Annotated in this window: 15 protein-coding genes and 1 CRISPR repeat array (1 of these 16 running past the window's edge); of the genes, 4 read left to right on the top strand and 11 right to left on the bottom strand. The window is 59.7% G+C overall.

Annotation, left to right across the window (positions count from 1 at the left end; genetic code table 11):
* Positions 1 to 2,397: a CRISPR direct-repeat array (repeat unit 29 nt; unit sequence CGGCTCATCCCCGCTGGCGCGGGGAGCAC); it reaches 74 nt to the left of the window's first position.
* Between the two features lie 95 nt (positions 2,398 to 2,492).
* From cas2e to QKE30_RS04170, 9 genes are all read right to left on the bottom strand, one after another.
* Entirely contained in the window at positions 2,493 to 2,816 is a 324-nt protein-coding gene (cas2e, locus tag QKE30_RS04210; RefSeq protein ID WP_077536150.1) for a type I-E CRISPR-associated endoribonuclease Cas2e, read from the bottom strand.
* On the bottom strand, positions 2,813 to 3,754 hold the full coding sequence (cas1e, locus tag QKE30_RS04205) for a type I-E CRISPR-associated endonuclease Cas1e (protein WP_011273274.1): 942 nt from the start codon (positions 3,752 to 3,754) through the stop codon (positions 2,813 to 2,815). Before cas1e ends, cas2e begins: the two co-directional genes overlap by 4 nt.
* Positions 3,755 to 3,764: 10 nt before the next feature.
* On the bottom strand, positions 3,765 to 4,439 hold the full coding sequence (cas6e, locus tag QKE30_RS04200) for a type I-E CRISPR-associated protein Cas6/Cse3/CasE (protein ID WP_011273275.1): 675 nt from the start codon (positions 4,437 to 4,439) through the stop codon (positions 3,765 to 3,767).
* Positions 4,436 to 5,143 (bottom strand): type I-E CRISPR-associated protein Cas5/CasD, encoded by a 708-nt coding sequence (gene cas5e, locus QKE30_RS04195; protein WP_005296216.1) that lies wholly within the window; start codon positions 5,141 to 5,143, stop codon positions 4,436 to 4,438. Before cas5e ends, cas6e begins: the two co-directional genes overlap by 4 nt.
* On the bottom strand, positions 5,143 to 6,273 hold the full coding sequence (cas7e, locus tag QKE30_RS04190) for a type I-E CRISPR-associated protein Cas7/Cse4/CasC (protein WP_005296213.1): 1,131 nt from the start codon (positions 6,271 to 6,273) through the stop codon (positions 5,143 to 5,145). The genes cas5e and cas7e overlap by 1 nt, the downstream gene beginning before the upstream one ends.
* Before the next feature lie 28 nt (positions 6,274 to 6,301).
* A complete protein-coding gene (casB, locus tag QKE30_RS04185) occupies positions 6,302 to 6,937 on the bottom strand; it encodes a type I-E CRISPR-associated protein Cse2/CasB (protein WP_347934174.1) in 636 nt (211 codons plus the stop codon).
* A gap of 44 nt (positions 6,938 to 6,981) precedes the next feature.
* The gene (gene casA / locus QKE30_RS04180) at positions 6,982 to 8,616 is read right to left on the bottom strand and encodes a type I-E CRISPR-associated protein Cse1/CasA (protein WP_231913300.1); all 1,635 of its coding nucleotides are present in this window, start codon (positions 8,614 to 8,616) and stop codon (positions 6,982 to 6,984) included.
* A gap of 126 nt (positions 8,617 to 8,742) precedes the next feature.
* Positions 8,743 to 11,595: a CRISPR-associated helicase Cas3' gene (gene cas3, locus QKE30_RS04175; protein WP_347934173.1), complete on the bottom strand. Its 2,853-nt coding sequence runs from the start codon at positions 11,593 to 11,595 to the stop codon at positions 8,743 to 8,745.
* Between the two features lie 255 nt (positions 11,596 to 11,850).
* Entirely contained in the window at positions 11,851 to 12,528 is a 678-nt protein-coding gene (locus QKE30_RS04170) for a nitroreductase (RefSeq protein ID WP_347934172.1), read from the bottom strand.
* Positions 12,529 to 12,759: 231 nt separating this feature from the next.
* On the opposite strand from QKE30_RS04170, the gene QKE30_RS04165 reads away from it, so the two are divergent.
* From QKE30_RS04165 to QKE30_RS04150, 4 genes are read left to right on the top strand one after another with little or no spacing between them, the layout of a single operon-like run.
* A complete protein-coding gene (locus tag QKE30_RS04165) occupies positions 12,760 to 13,488 on the top strand; it encodes an amino acid ABC transporter ATP-binding protein (protein ID WP_034966252.1) in 729 nt (242 codons plus the stop codon).
* 19 nt (positions 13,489 to 13,507) lie between these two features.
* Positions 13,508 to 14,404 carry a glutamate ABC transporter substrate-binding protein gene (locus tag QKE30_RS04160; RefSeq protein ID WP_239201228.1) on the top strand — a complete coding sequence of 299 codons (897 nt, stop codon included), beginning with the start codon at positions 13,508 to 13,510 and terminating at the stop codon, positions 14,402 to 14,404.
* A gap of 16 nt (positions 14,405 to 14,420) precedes the next feature.
* The gene (locus tag QKE30_RS04155) at positions 14,421 to 15,107 is read left to right on the top strand and encodes an amino acid ABC transporter permease (protein WP_297666303.1); all 687 of its coding nucleotides are present in this window, start codon (positions 14,421 to 14,423) and stop codon (positions 15,105 to 15,107) included.
* On the top strand, positions 15,107 to 16,045 hold the full coding sequence (locus QKE30_RS04150) for an amino acid ABC transporter permease (RefSeq protein WP_239201231.1): 939 nt from the start codon (positions 15,107 to 15,109) through the stop codon (positions 16,043 to 16,045). Before QKE30_RS04155 ends, QKE30_RS04150 begins: the two co-directional genes overlap by 1 nt.
* 50 nt (positions 16,046 to 16,095) lie before the next feature.
* On the opposite strand, the gene QKE30_RS04145 is transcribed toward QKE30_RS04150, so the two are convergent.
* On the bottom strand, positions 16,096 to 16,974 hold the full coding sequence (locus tag QKE30_RS04145; RefSeq protein ID WP_297666302.1) for a serine hydrolase domain-containing protein: 879 nt from the start codon (positions 16,972 to 16,974) through the stop codon (positions 16,096 to 16,098).
* A complete protein-coding gene (locus QKE30_RS04140) occupies positions 16,971 to 17,327 on the bottom strand; it encodes a phosphopantetheine-binding protein (protein WP_297666301.1) in 357 nt (118 codons plus the stop codon). Before QKE30_RS04140 ends, QKE30_RS04145 begins: the two co-directional genes overlap by 4 nt.
* Positions 17,328 to 17,426 lie beyond the last annotated feature (99 nt).

Genomic DNA, 17,426 nt, shown 5'->3' with positions numbered 1-17,426 from the left:
CTGGCGCGGGGAGCACGCGGTAATCAGTGCTACCCGCAGAGTGTTTTTCGGCTCATCCCCGCTGGCGCGGGGAGCACATATTCGCATACGCGCGGGCGAACTCGGCGGGCGGCTCATCCCCGCTGGCGCGGGGAGCACGGTGGCAGAACGTGGATTTCGATAAGGGGCAGAGGCTCATCCCCGCTGGCGCGGGGAGCACGTGGCGGAGTAGTCCGCGTAGAACGGCCCGCGCGGCTCATCCCCGCTGGCGCGGGGAGCACCGGCCGCTTTAGCTGATTGTCTTGTGCGTGCCAGGCTCATCCCCGCTGGCGCGGGGAGCACCGGCCGCTTTAGCTGATTGTCTTGTGCGTGCCAGGCTCATCCCCGCTGGCGCGGGGAGCACCGCCAGAGAGCAACAACCTAGAGGCGGCGATCAGGCTCATCCCCGCTGGCGCGGGGAGCACAGAGCCTTACGCGCCTCAGCCAGAGCCTTCTCCGGCTCATCCCCGCTGGCGCGGGGAGCACGAGGCCTCCGACTTCACCCGCTTCTCCTCCAACGGCTCATCCCCGCTGGCGCGGGGAGCACTAGACCGCGCGATCCATCCAGCGGCGGTGATACGGCTCATCCCCGCTGGCGCGGGGAGCACACCAAACACAACCGACGCAACGCCTGCGAATACGGCTCATCCCCGCTGGCGCGGGGAGCACTGCGCGTTACTGCCGAACTGCCACAGGCTCGGCGGCTCATCCCCGCTGGCGCGGGGAGCACGTAGCGCCCTACGGATAGGTAAGAGAACGTGCCGGCTCATCCCCGCTGGCGCGGGGAGCACGTCGCTCGTCGAAAAACTGCGCGGCCAAGAAACGGCTCATCCCCGCTGGCGCGGGGAGCACTTCGCGGTACAGCCTCGATCAACCAGTCGATCAGGCTCATCCCCGCTGGCGCGGGGAGCACCTCCGCGAGGGCTTTAGCCTGCTGTTGTAGTTCGGCTCATCCCCGCTGGCGCGGGGAGCACAGACCCTTGATGGTCTCCTCAAGCGGGGTGATCGGCTCATCCCCGCTGGCGCGGGGAGCACAACACTGCCTTCCGGCAGCGCCTTATATTCGTCGGCTCATCCCCGCTGGCGCGGGGAGCACGACCGTCTGCTCGATGTACTCCGGCGACAGTTCGGCTCATCCCCGCTGGCGCGGGGAGCACTCCGTAAGAACTATGTGCGAACCGTTATCAAACGGCTCATCCCCGCTGGCGCGGGGAGCACGCCGACGTATGCCCCAACCGACGCTGCACAGCCGGCTCATCCCCGCTGGCGCGGGGAGCACCCGGTTTCTGGGCGTGGCGAGGTGCATAATCACGGGCTCATCCCCGCTGGCGCGGGGAGCACGCTCGTATCACGCCCGCTAGGTCGCGTCGTTGCGGCTCATCCCCGCTGGCGCGGGGAGCACCAGGTCGCGGGCTATTCCGTAGACATTAACGCCGGCTCATCCCCGCTGGCGCGGGGAGCACGCGGCACGGGGTGCGGGTGATTGGCGCGTATTCGGCTCATCCCCGCTGGCGCGGGGAGCACTTGTTTCCTTTCTGTGTTTTAGAGCGCGTTGGCGGCTCATCCCCGCTGGCGCGGGGAGCACTCAAGGCCTGCCAGGGGTGCCTGGTCGGGAGCCGGCTCATCCCCGCTGGCGCGGGGAGCACAGCTCGAAAAGATGCAGGCGCAGCTAGACCGACGGCTCATCCCCGCTGGCGCGGGGAGCACAGTGGCGGAGAAGTCCGCATAGAACGGGCCACGCGGCTCATCCCCGCTGGCGCGGGGAGCACTATCGAGTGCGCTCGCCAACGTGAAGCTCGTGCGGCTCATCCCCGCTGGCGCGGGGAGCACCAACTGGGATTCTAACGCTGCGAAGGGCACTCCGGCTCATCCCCGCTGGCGCGGGGAGCACGGAGTCTTAAACGGGATACCAGACAAATCAGTCGGCTCATCCCCGCTGGCGCGGGGAGCACAAAACAGCCTGTGAGAGTACCGTGGAGACGTGCGGCTCATCCCCGCTGGCGCGGGGAGCACTCGACGCAGACCTTTGGCGGACTCTATGATTGCGGCTCATCCCCGCTGGCGCGGGGAGCACGGTGTCATCGTGACGGCTCATGATGCGTCCTCCGGCTCATCCCCGCTGGCGCGGGGAGCACCGGGTCGATAGCCTGCCCGGCGAGAAGGTTAGCGGCTCATCCCCGCTGGCGCGGGGAGCACAGATTCACGTCCAGCTCGAGGCGGGTCACGAGCGGCTCATCCCCGCTGGCGCGGGGAGCACTAATCGTCCTGATGCGAGCCATCCTCTTCCTCCGGCTCATCCCCGCTGGCGCGGGGAGCACTCTCGCTTGTTCTGCGAGGCGTGTGAGTTCGGCGGCTCATCCCCGCTGGCGCGGGGAGCACACTCTCTGAGCTGTGGTTCTTTGAGCCGTTAGGCCAATTCTACTTCAGCTTGTTTTCCCCACCGCCTACCGGACTAGCGAACGATCACCGACGCTTTACCTCCTCCGCGCATTACTCCATCCGCGCCGCCTCGTCGAAGCTGCCCGGTTGTTGGGGCGCGTAATCAAGTTCACCCCATCGAAATCAGTTGGAACCCAGTTATGCCGGTGAGTCTTGAAATCAAAGCCCTGCTCGTTTGCTGCCTGGAACACCATGATCGCTCGGCCATCATTCACCAGGTCGCATGTTCGCTCCCACACCTGGTCGCGCACCCTGGCACTGGGGCGCCCTACGAACACACCTGGAGAAATCTCCAACAGCCACCTTGTGAGGTCACCGCGAAGACCCGCAGGACATGCAGATACAACCAAGACCATCATCTGATTGGCCCATCGTCTGACCAATTGCGTTTGGAAGCCACGACCTCCAAGTCCGACCACAACACCAGCTCAGCATCAATATTTTGAGCCTCGGAGCTCATCTCCATTAGGAACATCAGATCCCGAATCATGGTCGGTATAAGGTTCTTCTTCACCACATAATCGCGGATCACCCTCCGAATGTTCACATCGGCGGTCAGCTCGTTCTCCGCAACTGCATCAAACGCCGCTGGAATCGAAATCTCGGCCTTGTACAGATCCGCAATGTCGTAAACAAAAGCCCGTTCCGTGCCTTGGTGAATTACGCCTAAAGAGGGAATGAACCCCAACGACGCGATGACCGCATGAGCCACCCCGTATAGGGCTGCATTCGCCGCCGTCAGGGTTCGGTTAATCGGGTCGCCACTGGAAAAATTCTGCGGATCATACATCCGCTTCTTCCATGGCACTCCCGTGCGCTCGGCCTCCGCTAGGTAGACCTTCTTCATCCGGGATCCCTCGCGACCACGTAGCTGCGCCATTGTCGCACGTGAAATATCTTCGCCAGGGAAGCGCATGGCGTACATCTGTCTGGCACAGAAAAGCCTGCGGCGCTGGTTGCTTACTATTGACGCCTGCGCCTCCGCCGCTGCCGAAGAATTCGATAGCGAACGGCCGGATGCGTAGTAGCGCACGCCCTTTTCTCCAACCCATACGACAGAAACCCCGGAGTCTCCCAGAAGAGCCATCGCCGCATATGTCACCTTCGTACCGGGGCCAAGCAGTAGGGCCGCAATACTTGCCGCAGGTACATGGGTGATGCCGCGTTCATCTGCGAAGGTAACTGCGTTGTTGTCACGATTGACCACGCATCGCTCGGCGTACAGAAAGGAAATCCGATCCTGCACGCGCGGAAGGATCGGACGATCCATGGGTGACTTTGAGGGGTGCGGCGCCATAGCTCAGGCCTTAGCTTGTCTTGCTCGGGGTGGGCTTAGCCAGAGTCAACAGGCCACAACCATAGGCTTTACCCCGGCCAATTCCCTCGACGAGTGACTTCTTAAATGTTTCAACGTCGTCGATCTGCAAAGTGCCGCGGTATCGCACCGTGCCAATCACAACCTGGCGGCCTTTCGGATTCTTCGCCAGCTTCGAAAAGCGCAGTGTCTTCCGCTCCACGATCAGGGTCTCCAGTGGGGTGAATCCACAGCTTTTAGCCTTGGTGTTAAACCATTCCAACTGTGCAGCCTCGCCCACCAGCGCGGTAAGTTTGCCTCGAGTTCCCCGTGGGGAGCCGGGAGCCTTCTTGGCTGCCACAGGGTTCAGCACAACTTCGTAATGCCACTGTTGGCCATCCGCGAGAGCTTCTAACAGGCGGTTGTAACTTGCCTTCTGCGGATCGCTTTCGGAGCCGGTTTGCTCGGCGATCTTGGTCGGATCGCAGCTATCCGGTCCAACGATGTACACAAAATGCTCGTCGGCTCCCCTAACCTTGCCGTCGTGGCGCCAGAGGATTCGTTCCTTCTCGCTTACTTCCTTGGGGAAGCAGCTCAGAACTGCCGCGTGCATCGCCTGCGGATTTCCCAGCAACTTTCGTGCTTGACGACTGCTGGGGTTGAGGTGAAGTCGAGTGAAGGTCGTCATGCCTGCATCACCGCCTCCATAAATGGGTCGTTGGTCGAACCGAGGTCATTCTCGACGGGCACCCCGGTCTTGTCTTGGACGACGTCTCGCCAGCCATACTCCCGGTGCTCTTGAGAGAAGGAGATTGGTACGTCGCGTCTGGCTATGCCGGTTTCACCCTGTGTGGCGTCACGAAAAATAGGCAGCGAGAGCTTCGGTGCCCGAGTTTTCCTGTGCGCGCGGGTAGCCTGCCAGTCGGTTGCGCGCAGTGCGTCGACGGCCGAGCCGCGGAACGTACCGAGGTAGAGGTTCGGGGGAGCGGGGCACGAACGGCGCCCAAGGAACAACGGGAAACGGGGGCGCTGGACGGCGCTGGCGAGTTCGTCGATGAAGGAATCATTGTCCGATTCGACGGCAGCGACGAACACAGCATCCTCAAGGTAGTACCGCGTGACCAGGTTCGCGTTGTCCTTTGGCCTTTTCTGCCACGGCTGGGCGGTCTGGTAATCCCGCAGTAGGGAACCAGGCTGATCTACGCGAACGGCGAACGTTAGAGCTGCAAGGTCTTGCAGGTCGTCAGTGCGCCGGCGCCCTTGTGCAGCGGCTAGAAGCCCCAGCACACCGGACTTGGTGGGCACCTGTTCGGTTGCGCGTTGCTTGAATCGGCTACTGACACCCCACGATTGCATGGGGCCAGAGAGCCTGAGTAGGAGGGTGGAAGGCATTAGCGCTCCTGAGTGGCAGCTTCTGCGACAGCTTCGACGAGCTCGGGCAGAGTGGTCTTCTTGGCCAGATCGATCTCGATGAAAGCGTCGGCCAGGTCGCCCAAGGACATCACAAAGGCGGCCTGTGGGACGAAACCGTAGGTATTTTGGATCTGCTCGGCTTCGCGAGCCAGACGATCAGCAGCGGACTTGCGGCGGCCTTGGTTGTTCTCGGAGACTACCGGTTCCTCGAAGGCGTTGACTAGGGAGATGGAGCGGTCATTTCGGACGGTGACGTACACGAGCTCCGGCACACTGTTGTGTGCGAAGGTGTTTTGTTTACCCGTGGGCAGCGACGTGATGAAGCTCTCTGTGAAAGCCTTGATGGCTTCAGCCAGTACGCTCTGGTCACCTAGGTTCTCCGCCAGCGAGTCAACGTCGAGAGTAGCGAATCGGTAGAGGGTGGAGGACATCATCTGTACGGTGCCCATCATGGCTGCACCGACTTCTTCGTCGGCTTCCACCATGTCGTCGACAGCGGTGTAGAAGTCGAACTCCGGCTCGGATTCATGCACGCCAATAGCGTGTGCGACCTGGACGGATGCGTCGACGTTGAAGTCTGGAGCTTCTGCGACCATACGGCCGAACATGCTGATGTCCACGCCATGTTCTTGGTCGAACAGCACAGATACTTCCCTCTTGGGGAACTTATTTTCTTCGCGGTGGTCGATTGCGTACTGGGCCAGGTTACTCACCTGTCGGACGCTTAGGAAGAGCAAGTACCCGAGTTCAGACTTTTGTTCTACTTCCTCACCTTCAGCCTTTGCGGTCTTCCTCTTGGTCAGCTTGAAGCCCGCAGCGGTGAAGACCTTCTCGGAAAGGGTGGTTGCTTCGGCCTCTTCGATGGAAGTATCCAGCTCTTGGATGCGGTCTGCGACCAGCTCGATTGCGCGACGGGTTCGGTATCCCACGAAGCCAGTGGGGAACTTCTCGCCGAAATCCTTGCGGATGGCACGCTTCCAGGCTTGGGAGGAAACACGCTGGCGTGGTGCACCGCCGAAAATTGCAGTCTTCGGAGCGCCCGTATCGTCACGGTTAATCAGGCTCGGTGGAAGGGTTTGCAGGGCGTGGAAATCAATGGTGATGGACATGGAGAGATTCCTTTCGAAATGAAGAGTTTTAGTTTTCTTGGGTAGTAGCGGAGCCGTCGATGTCGCGCGGGTAGCGTGCAAAGGCGAAGTCGCGTCCCCACCGCAGTAGCACGCCATTGCGAGTACGTGGGTTCGAGAGCTTGCGCAGATCTGCAGCGAACCAGCCGTAGTTAAAACGGAGGTCGTTGGATCGGAGCAGCGAAATGAGGGAGCGGGTCTGGATCAGTCGGGACTGGGCGGTGCGAGCAAGCACGAGCGCGTCGAAGCGACCCTTGATAGATTTCGACTCGCTGGTCTGAGCTAGACGGCCACAGGCACTGGCAAACGAATGGGATTCATCGTGTACCTCGTGAGTCGCGCCCTGCATGTGGAGCGCGAAGAATGTAAGCGCGTGAAATGCTGCCTCCTCGGATGGGGAAGGGGTATCACCACGTCCAACCTCCTTCTCGGACAGAGGTACAACTAGGGAAGAAAGAACGCTTTCAAAAACTAGGGGGTTTTTGTCTACGGGCTGGCCAGCCGACTTCCGAAGTTCAGCGAGCGTGCCGCGAGCCCTGGCCTGGTTGGGGTATCCAGTCCGGCCGAGATAGTCGGCCTGAAGCTGGCTACAGGTGGCAGCGACCGCTGAGCTCAGCCGTGGCCGGTCATCAGTTGTTTGGTCCATGATTTTCCTATTCTTGGTGTATGTAGTGCTGAAAGTTGAAACGCTTAGCGCGGAACGGTACGCGGAAGAATTTCACGGAGCTTCCTCTGCAGCCAGTTCATGACTGTTCCAGCGGATACGAAGCGTTCATCATCGTTAGATTCGATGATTCTGCCGACCAGTGCCTTGGGGCCGGCACCAACGAGAAGCACGTCTGCGTGTTCTAGGACAGCGTTGCGTACCGTCATTTCCCAAGCTTTCAGCCGGGGCTCTAGGTCTGCGCCGTGCAGAGATTTCATCCATTCGCTGAACTTCGGCTCTAGCTCGGCTAGGAGGGTGTCCGTTGCAGCTGGCTGGAATTCGTAGTCCCCACCCGCCGCCTGAAAGAGCTGACCTGCAAAGCTGCCCAGCATTGTTCCAGCCTGGCTAGTCGCTGCTGCTAGGTTGAGAACTGCCTGACGTTGATTGAGCGCCGACTTTGGAAGAATCTCGAGAGGCAACTCGATTTGAGTGCTGATGCTAATGCCTACGACTGCGCTATTTGGCCCGTACTCCATGGACGTCATGGAGACGTTCAAAGTCTCCGGCAGGTCAACCTCATTCTCCTTGAGATAAGCAAGCTGGTCGATCGTCTTAGGACGTTTAGGTGCTCGGTTTTTAGCGTCGTAAACCGGGTCGGTTTCCAACGCGATCAACGGTTCCAAGCTGCGCCACATTGTCCGCTGAGAATCGAGAGGCTTGGGGTAGTAGACGTCCAAAGTCTTCGTGGACTTGTTCTTGCTGAAACGGTAGGGCGTCATCGGGTCGTCCTGGACATTCGCATTTGCATTGGGAATGCGGTCCCCGTTGGAGACAAGAACTTGAGTGATCAGTCCTCCATCCGGGAAGAGACGGATGCGCCTGGATTGCCAGGTCAGAATTTCAGCCGGCCCCTTGGGATAGATTCCATCCTTGTTTGCAGGATCCAGACGTTGAGCGGAGGTGTCTGGTTCGCGTTCCCACACGGGATGGTCATTCTTTGCTTGGAGAGCTCCACCAGTGGTGTTCAATGCCAGAGTTTCCTGGAGGTTTTCCCCAAGAATGATCGTTGCAGTGATAGCGCCGGTCCAACCGGTGCCGATTGGGTAACCCCTTCCGCCCTTGACGCGGGGGTCACCAACGGCACCAGACTTGATCCCAGAATAGTCGTAGGCCTGCACGTAGATCAGCCAGCGAGCGGCCTCTGCATAGGTGAGTGACAATGCGCCATCGCCAGCTCGGAGCGTGAAGTAGTCGTCTTCAAAATCAGGTACGATCCGGCGCACATCGGTAGTCGCGTTCTTGCTCGTATGCAGGTCGGCAACCTGCATGAAAGGTTGCTTTGGGTCGAGAAGATCAAAACGGTCAGCGTAGCGCTCCAGATAGTTCAGCACGGTATTGTCTGGTTCGTTCTCCGCAGCGGCTTCCAGCCTGTCGGGAATCCATTCAGCCATATCCAGTTCTGTACCTGGATCGCTAAGCAATTCCTGGCGATGTGCGCACCAGTAAACCGTTAGAAGCAGACGATAGATGGCGACGTCCTGCAAAGGGCTGTCACCACGAATTGATGCGACTGAATGGGAACCGTCGAAGATCTCGCGCAGGCTGAGCTCTGCAGCGGAGCCATCGGTCAGCGTAGTGAGAATCCACGGCTGATCGAGGAGGCTAAAGCTCTCCGTCACGATAGTTCTTCCTTTCGTGTGTAGTTCTGCTGTGTACTTTCGGTATGCCATTGCGGGCATTTCCCTTTCTAGGGAGGCCGAAACAGCTTTTCATTTGCCCCTAAAGCTACTTGTGAATCAAACATTTCATGCGCCATTCCGCGATCCAGGGAACCCCTCGGTTCGCAGGCCGAGGAGTTCTGAATAGTTAATCTTCACGTCCGCCAAGGTGGCCCCAAGGTTCTGGTCTAGGCGTAGCGCTACTTGTCCCCGGAGGAGGTAGTGGTCCTTCCATCCTTCTGGTGTTTGGTCTTCCAAAGCATCGACTGTGCGATCCCACACCTTGTCGGAGCGTGTGAACATCGTGGGTAGACGAACAGTGGAAGCAGCAAGCTGAAAGGCTGTATCGAAGTTAGGGATTGTCGTGTCTTCCACTACACACTCCGGTTGGTCGTTGTTCAGTCCGGGGAGAGGGCGATAGCCGTATTCATCATCGACGATCGGAATGATCTCGATGCTGTTATCGGCATCGCGGACGGAGGCCGTGGCCTTGATCTCCTCCTCTGAGCGATCGTGAACGAGCATCTCAAAGAGTGAATCCAACCGTTTGCCCGTTTCATCGGGGCTTGGTATCCGGAAGACCTTCGATCGTGACTTATCGGAGTCGTCCTTACCTCGACTACTTGTTTTGGATTCCTCCCATCGAGCTGCCCACGCTTCCGGAAAGTTATGATCCGCGTCGAGGTCGTACGCTCTTTGAACTAGTTGCGGAACATCGGAGGGGCGTCGGAATCCCGTCTCCACCACCTCTGTAGAAAGCAGTTGGTAAGTCGTGAGCAGCAACGCATCGTCGTAGATGTATTCTGTGCCGGTATCCCATATGGGAACTGGGGTCGTTTCCTCGACACCGCGAATGTAAATGCGCGCATCACGCAGTTTCTCCGGTCTATCGCTGTCTGGCCTCTGGTGACGGTGCAAGCGCCCAGCCCGCTGAATAATCAGATCCATTGGTGCGATGTCGGTGATCAGTGCGTCAGCGTCGATATCAAGGCTCTGCTCCAGGGTCTGTGTACCGCATACGATGCGCAGGGGAGGGCGCCCTTGTTTTCTTTGTGACGCCGGCCCCAGCTCGTTGAGGAGGTCTTCCTCGTGACGAGCGCGATCGAGTCCGGTGAATGCGGAGTGGTGGAGGCGAACCTCATCGGGAAATACCGAGTCCAGAGCCGTGAAAGCCTCTTGTGCACGCTTGATGGTGTTGCAAATGACAAGAACCACGCCGCCGTCGGAACAGAGCTCGGTGACGAGTCGCGTTAGTTCCTCAACGGAATCATCGATGATTTCTACTTTGGCGTGCATGTCGTCCGGACGTGGAGTGACGGCTTGTTCACTGACGCCTTCTTCAGTCACAAGAGTGAGAAGTGGATAACCTTCACCGGCTAGGGCGAGGTCATTCTTATGCATCTGGCTACCGTAGGCAGTAACGAGCTCCTTTTTGCGGCTGGTCGGCAAGGTGGCGGACAGGAGGATTACGGGAACGCCATATGCGGCGAGCCACCGCAAGGTTTCGGCGAGATATTCGTTGGTATAGGTCGAGTAGGCGTGAACCTCGTCGAAGATCACCACTTTCCCAGCCAGCGCCAGGTGGCGCAGCATGGAGTGTCGAATTTGAAGCGCCATCATGAGAACCTGGTCGATGGTTCCGACCACGAAGTTAGACAGTAGGCCGTTCTTGCGGCCGGATAGCCAGTCGGTAGCGATGACAGTCCCGTGGTCAGCACAATCCTCGCCGATGTCGCTGTAGCGGAGCTTGCGGTAATCCTTATTGAGGCGGTTCTTGCTGTGAGCTAGGTAGAGAGACGACACGGCAGAATTTTCAGTGATGTTCTCCACCCAGCAAGAAAAGCGTTTGAAAAGGCCGTTTGCCGTTGCCATTGTGGGTGCCGCCAGAATCGCGCCGCTGGCGTGATTGTGCTGGGCGAAAAGTAGAGCCGCCTGGAGGGCTCCTTCAGTTTTTCCTTCTCCGGTTGGAGCCTCGATTATGAGTAGAGTCGGGCCGGGAGAATTAGAGTTCAGTAGTTCTGCAACTGCGAATTGCACGGGGCGTGGGGTGGCGCCTTCTGGCCAAGCAAAGCTCACGCGATAGTTCTCGGCAATCTGAGTGGGGTCTTCGCTGAAGTGTTTGAACTCGGTGTGGAGATCGAACTTAGCTTTTGCCATTCCCAGCTTGATGCGATCGGCTTGGGAACCGCTAAAGCGAAGAGGGAAGAAATCCGTGTTGGAGGCCAGCCAGTCGCACATCACCGTGAATCCGGTGATGATTTGAATGGCTGTTGTTGGTGGCTTCCCTTCTAAAGCGTCAAGGGCAGGTTGGACGTGAGCTGTAGAGGCGAGAGTATCCAGGATCTCATCGACGGCGCTTTGCCACTCGGGAGGGTAGCTATTGACGAAAGTGGTGACTGCCTTCCGGCCAGCCGCGGTGAGCCAACCATGGTGAGCTTCCACCGTTTGGGTGAGTGACAAAGCAACGGGAGCTTTGAGTCCATGTGTCTTTAGCCAGCGCTTCAGCAGTTCCCGAGAATAGAGCGGGTGGGCGAGGTTGGCGACATCTTCATCGGGAGTAAGATCCGGGATAGGAATGCCAGCGTTTTCGAGTGGGTAGAGCAAAGGCGCGTTCGTTTCGGGGGAGCGAAGTTTACGTAAGAACGGGCCAGATATCTTCCCCACATCATGGGCAGCTACGAGGAAAACGGCGAGTGAACGGATGTGTTCAGGGGAGAGCCGTGTGCTGCGGCTGAGGAAGTCCTTGGTCTGTGGGGAAAACCAGGTATCCCAAAGATAGGTTGCGACCGCGCCGGAATCGACCATGTGCTGAACGAGGGACATTGGTCCATGCTCGTCTCCCGATTTAGCTAGGAATGCGCTGGCTGTGGGGGAGAAGCTGTCGACTAAGTCGTTCCAGGAATCTAAATCGAACAGTGGTGCGCTGTGGGGGTCTGTCATGTCCGTTGGCTTTCGTAGTGTTGTGTTCTACCAACAAAGTTAGCAAGGATGCCGTTACCTTGCAATGCCAAGTTCGGATTAAAATAAAGCGCGCCGTGAGCTGGGTGGAGTCTGCAGTTTTGTAGGGTGGGGAGCTAGTGATGCCCATGTCTCCCAGCGCCAGCTGGGATGAGCCGTTGGCTTTGCACGGTTCAGAACATGGGATCACATGCTCCCCGCGCCAGCGGGGATTTCTTAGATGTCAGTGCTCAGCGTCTACAGCCCCAGCCCCTCAATCCCGTGCACCGTCACCGTCTCGGATAGCGCAACGCGGCTCGGAGCGGTCTTGTACACCGGGCTGGATTCATCCGCACGGCCGAACGTCAGTGCAGTCACCAGCTTGTACTCTTCATCCACGCCCAGGAACTCGCGCACCGTCGGCGCCAGCAGGGAGATCATGCCCTGGGGCACCCCGTGGTAGCCGTGGGCGGTCAGGGACAGCAGGAAGTTCTCCGCGTACGTCCCCTGGTCGAACGCCGCCCGAATACGGTCGCCCATCGGTGGGATGAACATCAGCGCAGAGTACGGGGCGCCGAAGAAACGCAGGTTCTTGCGGACGAACTCCGTACGCGCCTCCTTATCCTCGCGGGCAATGCCCAACAGGCCGTACATTTTCGCCGCCAACTCCATGGAACGCTGTGGGTGCACACCCTGGCCATAGTCGATCGTGAAGTCGGGGTTAAGCCCGTTGGTATCGAACTCCTCGATCAGCGCGGCACTCAAATCCTTCAACTTTTGGCCACCGATCACGTGAACGTTCCACGGTTGCGTGTTGGAGTTCGAGGGCGCGGACTGGGCGTCCAGCAGAATCTCCTTGATGTCCTCTGCCGGGATCTCGTCTGGCAGGAACGCGCGAGGGGAGTGGCGATTGCGTATAAATTCAGAAAAATTCATGCTCGCCACCGTACGCTCTTTTCCGCCTTCAACACCGGTCACCGATGTCTGCTCCCGGCGATCGCGTGGATGGTCAACCATCCCCTTTAACGAGCTCAACCTTAGGGCGTCAATAAGCCGTCAATAAGACAACAACAAGCAGTCACAGTGAATCATCTTGCTTTCATTTCATAAAAGTGACCTCCGTTACTTATTATTTGGAACATGTCTGAACCCACTGTTTCCAAACCAATGATTGAACTCAAGGGAGTGAACAAGCACTTCGGCGAGTACCACGCTCTTCGGGATATCAACCTCGAAGTACCGGCGGGCCAGGTTGTTGTGATCCTCGGGCCTTCCGGATCCGGCAAGTCCACGCTGTGCCGCACCATCAACCGCCTAGAGACCATCGACGATGGCGAAATCCGCATCGACGGTGAGCTGCTGCCCGAAGAAGGCAAAGACCTCGCCAAGCTCCGCGCAGAGGTGGGCATGGTGTTCCAGCAGTTCAACCTGTTCAGCCACATGACCATTCGCGATAACGTCACGCTGGCACCCACCAAGGTCCGCAAGGTCAGCAAGGAAGAGGCACGCAAGACCGCCGAGAAGCTGCTGGACCGCGTAGGCATCGCCGCCCAAGCCGACAAGTACCCAGCTCAGCTATCCGGCGGCCAGCAGCAGCGCGTAGCCATCGCCCGCGCACTGGCTATGGACCCGAAGGTGATGCTCTTCGACGAGCCGACCTCTGCCCTCGACCCAGAGATGATCAACGAGGTCCTGGACGTCATGACTGACCTCGCCAAGGGCGGCATGACCATGGTGGTTGTCACCCACGAGATGAGCTTTGCTCGCCGCGTCGCGGATCGAATCCTGTTCATGGCCGACGGCGCCATTGTTGAGGACGCCGACCCGGAGACCTTCTTCACGAACCCGCAATCCGATCGCGCCAAGGACTTCCTGGCGAAGATCGTGAACCACTAGTTCGGGAAGCGAGTTACACATGTCTACCTTCAAAAGCGCACTCAAGCGCCTCACCGCTGCAGTGGTTGCCACCGCAAGCGTGGTGGCGCTGACCGCGTGCGGCTCTGGCGGTGCCCGCGACCTGCTGGCGGATATCGAATCCGGCCACGTCGTCATGGGCACCAAATACGACCAACCGAACCTGGGCGAACGCACCCCGGACAAGCAGTTCGCCGGCCTGGATACCGACGTCTCCCGCTACGTGGTGGAATACATCGCAAAGAAGCACGGCTGGGCCACGCCAGAAATCGAGTGGCGCGAAACCCCCTCCGCGCAGCGCGAGACCCTCATCAACAACGGTGAGGTCAACATGATCGCCGCCACGTACTCCATCAACAAAGGCCGCCTGAAGGCCGTGGACTTCGCGGGCCCGTACGTGGTCACCCACCAGGCGCTGCTGGTCCGCAAGGATTCCGGCATCGAGGGTCTGAACGATATCGCACCGGGCACCCGCCTATGCTCCGTATCCGGCTCCACCCCGGCACAGAAGGTGAAGGACGCGTTGCCAGAAGTGCAGCTGCAGGAGTTCGACACCTACGCCGCGTGCGCGGAAGGCCTGAAGCAGGGCGTGGTGGATGCAACCACTACGGATGCGACCATTCTGGCTGGCTTCGCGCAGCGCTACAAGGAGCGATTCGGCGAGGAGTACAGCGTTATCCAGCTAAAGAACGATGACGGCAGCTTCTGGACCAACGAAAACTACGGCATCGGCCTGCCCAAGGGTGACGACAAAGCCAAGGCGGAGGTCAACGAAGCGCTGAACGAAATGCACGATTCCGGCGAGTTCCAGAAGATCGTCGCCAAGAACCTGGGCGACAACGTGGATCTCGGCGAGAAGCCAAAGATCGGCGACCTGTCGTTCGTCGACAAGAAGTAGGAAGGAGGAACGCACTATGAACCCCGAACTATGGTCCGAGATGAAGCCCGAACTGCTTCCAGCATTCTGGGTGACCATCAAGTTGACGTTCTTCTCCGCGGTCGGGTCGCTGATCTTCGGCATTATCCTGACCGCCATGCGCGTGAGCCCCGTGGGCATCCTGCGTAACCTGTCCGCGTGGTACATCAACATTGTTCGTAACACCCCGCTGACGTTGATCATTCTGCTGGCCTCCATGGGCCTGTACTACAACCTGGGCCTGCTGCTGGCGGTGGAGAACGATTCCTTCATCGAAAAGCAGAACTTCCGCCTGGCAGTCCTAGCCTTCGTGTCCTACACCTCCTGCTTCGTGGCAGAATCCCTGCGCTCCGGTATCAATACGGTGCCCTTCGGCCAGGCCGAGGCCGCCCGCTCCTTGGGGCTTAGCTTCGGCCAGAACTTCCGGCACGTGATCTTCCCGCAGGCCCTGCGCGGTGCGATCGTGCCGCTGGGCAACACCCTGATCGCGTTGACGAAGAACACCACCATCGCCTCGGTGATCGGTGTAGCTGAAGCGTCCCTGCTGATGAAGACCCTGACGGAGGACTACGCCAGCGACATTCTGGTGATCTTCGGCGTAATCGCAATCGGATTTATCATTTTGACTCTGCCTACCGGATTGTTCTTCGGCTGGGCAGGTAAGCGATGGGCGGTGAAGCGCTAATGACTACACGTGCAACAGTTCTTTATGACGCCCCAGGCCCCAAGGGACGCAGGCTCAACTCGATCCTCACGGCGATCACCGTCGTAGTGGTCGCTGTGATCCTCGTCCTGGTGGCAATGAAGCTCAACGACAAGGGGCAGTTTGAGCCCGAGAAGTGGTCCTTCTTCCTGGAGAGCACCACGTGGACGACCTACATCATCCCGGGCCTGGTCTCTACGATCGGCGCGGCTGTAGTCTCCATCGTCTTGGCGATGGCCATCGGTGCGCTGCTGGGCGTGGGCCGACTGTCGCTCTCCGCACCCGTGCGCTGGATCTGCGGCATCATCGTGGAGTTCTTCCGCTCCATCCCAGTGCTGGTACTGATGCTGTTCGCCTACGCGGTGTTCTCCCTTCTGCAGCTGGTGCCTTCCAACTGGCTGGGCTTTTCCGCAGTGGTCTTCGGCCTGACGATGTACAACGGCTCCGTGATCGCAGAGACCCTGCGCTCCGGCATTCAGTCTCTGCCGCGCGGCCAGCGTGAGGCAGCGATTGCACTGGGTCTGAGCCACCGCCAGTCCATCAACCTAATCCTGCTGCCGCAGGCCGTGGCGGCCATGCTGCCGGCCATCATCTCTCAAATGATCATTGCCCTGAAGGATTCCGCGCTTGGTTACATGATCGGCTTCGTGGAAGTCGTCCGCTCCGGTCGCCAGCTGGGCGAGTACTACGGCGCGATGATCCCAGCCCTGCTGCTGATCGCAGTAATCATGATTGTGATCAACATGATCCTGGCGAAGCTGGCCGAGCGCATCGAGATCCAGCTGCGTTCCGGCCGTGCCCGCCGCAATATTGTGGCCAAGGTTCCGCACCAGAGGGAGCAGGGTATAGATACCAAGGACAACGCCTACGTTGATTGGCGCGCAGAGGGCCACGAGGACCTCCGCACCACCTACGAGTAGCAGCGCTGCGCCAGGCTAGCCCCGCGCTGCCGGGGCGGGGCTGGGGCCAGCTAGCCCAGTGCCTCCCATAGGCGCTGGTTGAAGCCATCCCAGCGCTGCTTCGCCCAGTCGCCGAAGTTCTCATCCGTGAGGACGACGGCGGCTTTTTTCTTGCTCCCACTTCGGTCAAACCAAAGGAAAGTCCCCGACTGTCCGAAGTGCCCCGCCACCGTTTCAGGCATCCCCTCGCCCAACCAGTGCGGCGACTTCTCACCGTGCAGCTCAAAGCCCAAGCCCCACGGGCAAGGTTTCTGCATTCCGTAGCCCGGCACCACCCCGGAAAGCTCCGGCCATTGAGGCTCCAGCGCCTCGTTGAGGGTGGAGGGAGCCAGGACTGAGGGCGTCAAAAATTCAGAAGACAACACCGCAAGAGCATCGACCGAGGCAGAAAAACCATGCCCCGCGCTGCCCTCGATCTTCACGTCGATGCCCAGCGGCGCGCACACGCCCTCGGCGACGTAATCCGCGAAGGGCATGTCGGCCTCCGCGGCGATGAAATCCGCCAGCACCTCGTAGCCCGCGGAGGAATAGATCCGCCGGGTGCCGCGCGGCTTCTCCGGAGTGCGGTCGCGGAAACCAATTCCACTGGTGTGGGCCAGCAGCTCGCGGACGGTCGGCAGGTCGTCGAACTCGGGCAGCAACTCGGCGGGGATCTGCTGGTCGAGCTCGAAGGCGCCCTCCTCGACGGCCAGCAGCGTGGCATAGGCGGTGATCAGCTTGCTCACGCTGGCCAGGGGGAACTGCGCGGACGTGTCACCGAAGGTCGCCGTGTGGGCACCCGCCCCGTCGTTGTCGCTGTCGCTGCCGTCATCCCGCAGGGCCGCAGCGGCCACGTTGTCGACGGGCCAGTCCTGCAGCTCGGCGAGTATGTCCTCTACAGCGCTGCTCACTTATCCACCAGGCCAACCAGCTCGTCGATGGTCTTCACCCGGTTGATGTCCTCGTCTGGAACCTCCACGCCGAACTCTTCCTCCAGGCGCACGGCGATGTCCATCAGGGACAGTGAGTCGATGTTCAGGTCGTCGCCCAGGCGCTTGGAGCCCTCCAGCTCCTCGCGCTCGATGCCCGTCGCGTCCTCCACGACGTCCAGTACGATGCTGCGCTTGTCCTTCTCGCCCGCGCCGTTCTTCCCGGAGCCCGCAGCGCCCGCCGTGCCCTCGGCGCCAGCGCCAGCACCTTCCGCGCCGTCCTTCTTCAGCTTCTTCGACAGCGCCGCAGCCAGCTGGTTGTTTTGTTCAGCCATGATCGTTCCTTCTCCTGCCACTCCATATTCGCCCGCACGTGGGGGGGCGCTAAGCTAAATTCCTTGTGGCTAAAGCTCCAGCGCACTCCCGCATCGTGC

Source organism: Corynebacterium sp. c24Ua_83 (assembly GCF_039907245.1).
Taxonomy (GTDB): Bacteria; Actinomycetota; Actinomycetes; order Mycobacteriales; family Mycobacteriaceae; genus Corynebacterium.
Note: the sequence above shows the minus strand (reverse complement) of the source record. Positions and strands in the feature narration are given on the sequence as shown.

Excerpts from the sequence above, each read along its gene's own strand:
- cas2e (WP_077536150.1), bottom strand. The coding sequence starts at position 2,816 with ATGATGGTCTTGGTTGTATCTGCATGTCCTGCGGGTCTTCGCGGTGAC.
- cas1e (WP_011273274.1), bottom strand. The coding sequence starts at position 3,754 with ATGGCGCCGCACCCCTCAAAGTCACCCATGGATCGTCCGATCCTTCCG.
- cas6e (WP_011273275.1), bottom strand. The coding sequence starts at position 4,439 with ATGACGACCTTCACTCGACTTCACCTCAACCCCAGCAGTCGTCAAGCA.
- cas5e (WP_005296216.1), bottom strand. The coding sequence starts at position 5,143 with ATGCCTTCCACCCTCCTACTCAGGCTCTCTGGCCCCATGCAATCGTGG.
- cas7e (WP_005296213.1), bottom strand. The coding sequence starts at position 6,273 with ATGTCCATCACCATTGATTTCCACGCCCTGCAAACCCTTCCACCGAGC.
- casB (WP_347934174.1), bottom strand. The coding sequence starts at position 6,937 with ATGGACCAAACAACTGATGACCGGCCACGGCTGAGCTCAGCGGTCGCT.
- cas3 (WP_347934173.1), bottom strand. The coding sequence starts at position 11,595 with ATGACAGACCCCCACAGCGCACCACTGTTCGATTTAGATTCCTGGAAC.
- QKE30_RS04170 (WP_347934172.1), bottom strand. The coding sequence starts at position 12,528 with ATGAATTTTTCTGAATTTATACGCAATCGCCACTCCCCTCGCGCGTTC.
- QKE30_RS04165 (WP_034966252.1), top strand. The coding sequence starts at position 12,760 with ATGATTGAACTCAAGGGAGTGAACAAGCACTTCGGCGAGTACCACGCT.
- QKE30_RS04160 (WP_239201228.1), top strand. The coding sequence starts at position 13,508 with ATGTCTACCTTCAAAAGCGCACTCAAGCGCCTCACCGCTGCAGTGGTT.
- QKE30_RS04155 (WP_297666303.1), top strand. The coding sequence starts at position 14,421 with ATGAACCCCGAACTATGGTCCGAGATGAAGCCCGAACTGCTTCCAGCA.
- QKE30_RS04150 (WP_239201231.1), top strand. The coding sequence starts at position 15,107 with ATGACTACACGTGCAACAGTTCTTTATGACGCCCCAGGCCCCAAGGGA.
- QKE30_RS04140 (WP_297666301.1), bottom strand. The coding sequence starts at position 17,327 with ATGGCTGAACAAAACAACCAGCTGGCTGCGGCGCTGTCGAAGAAGCTG.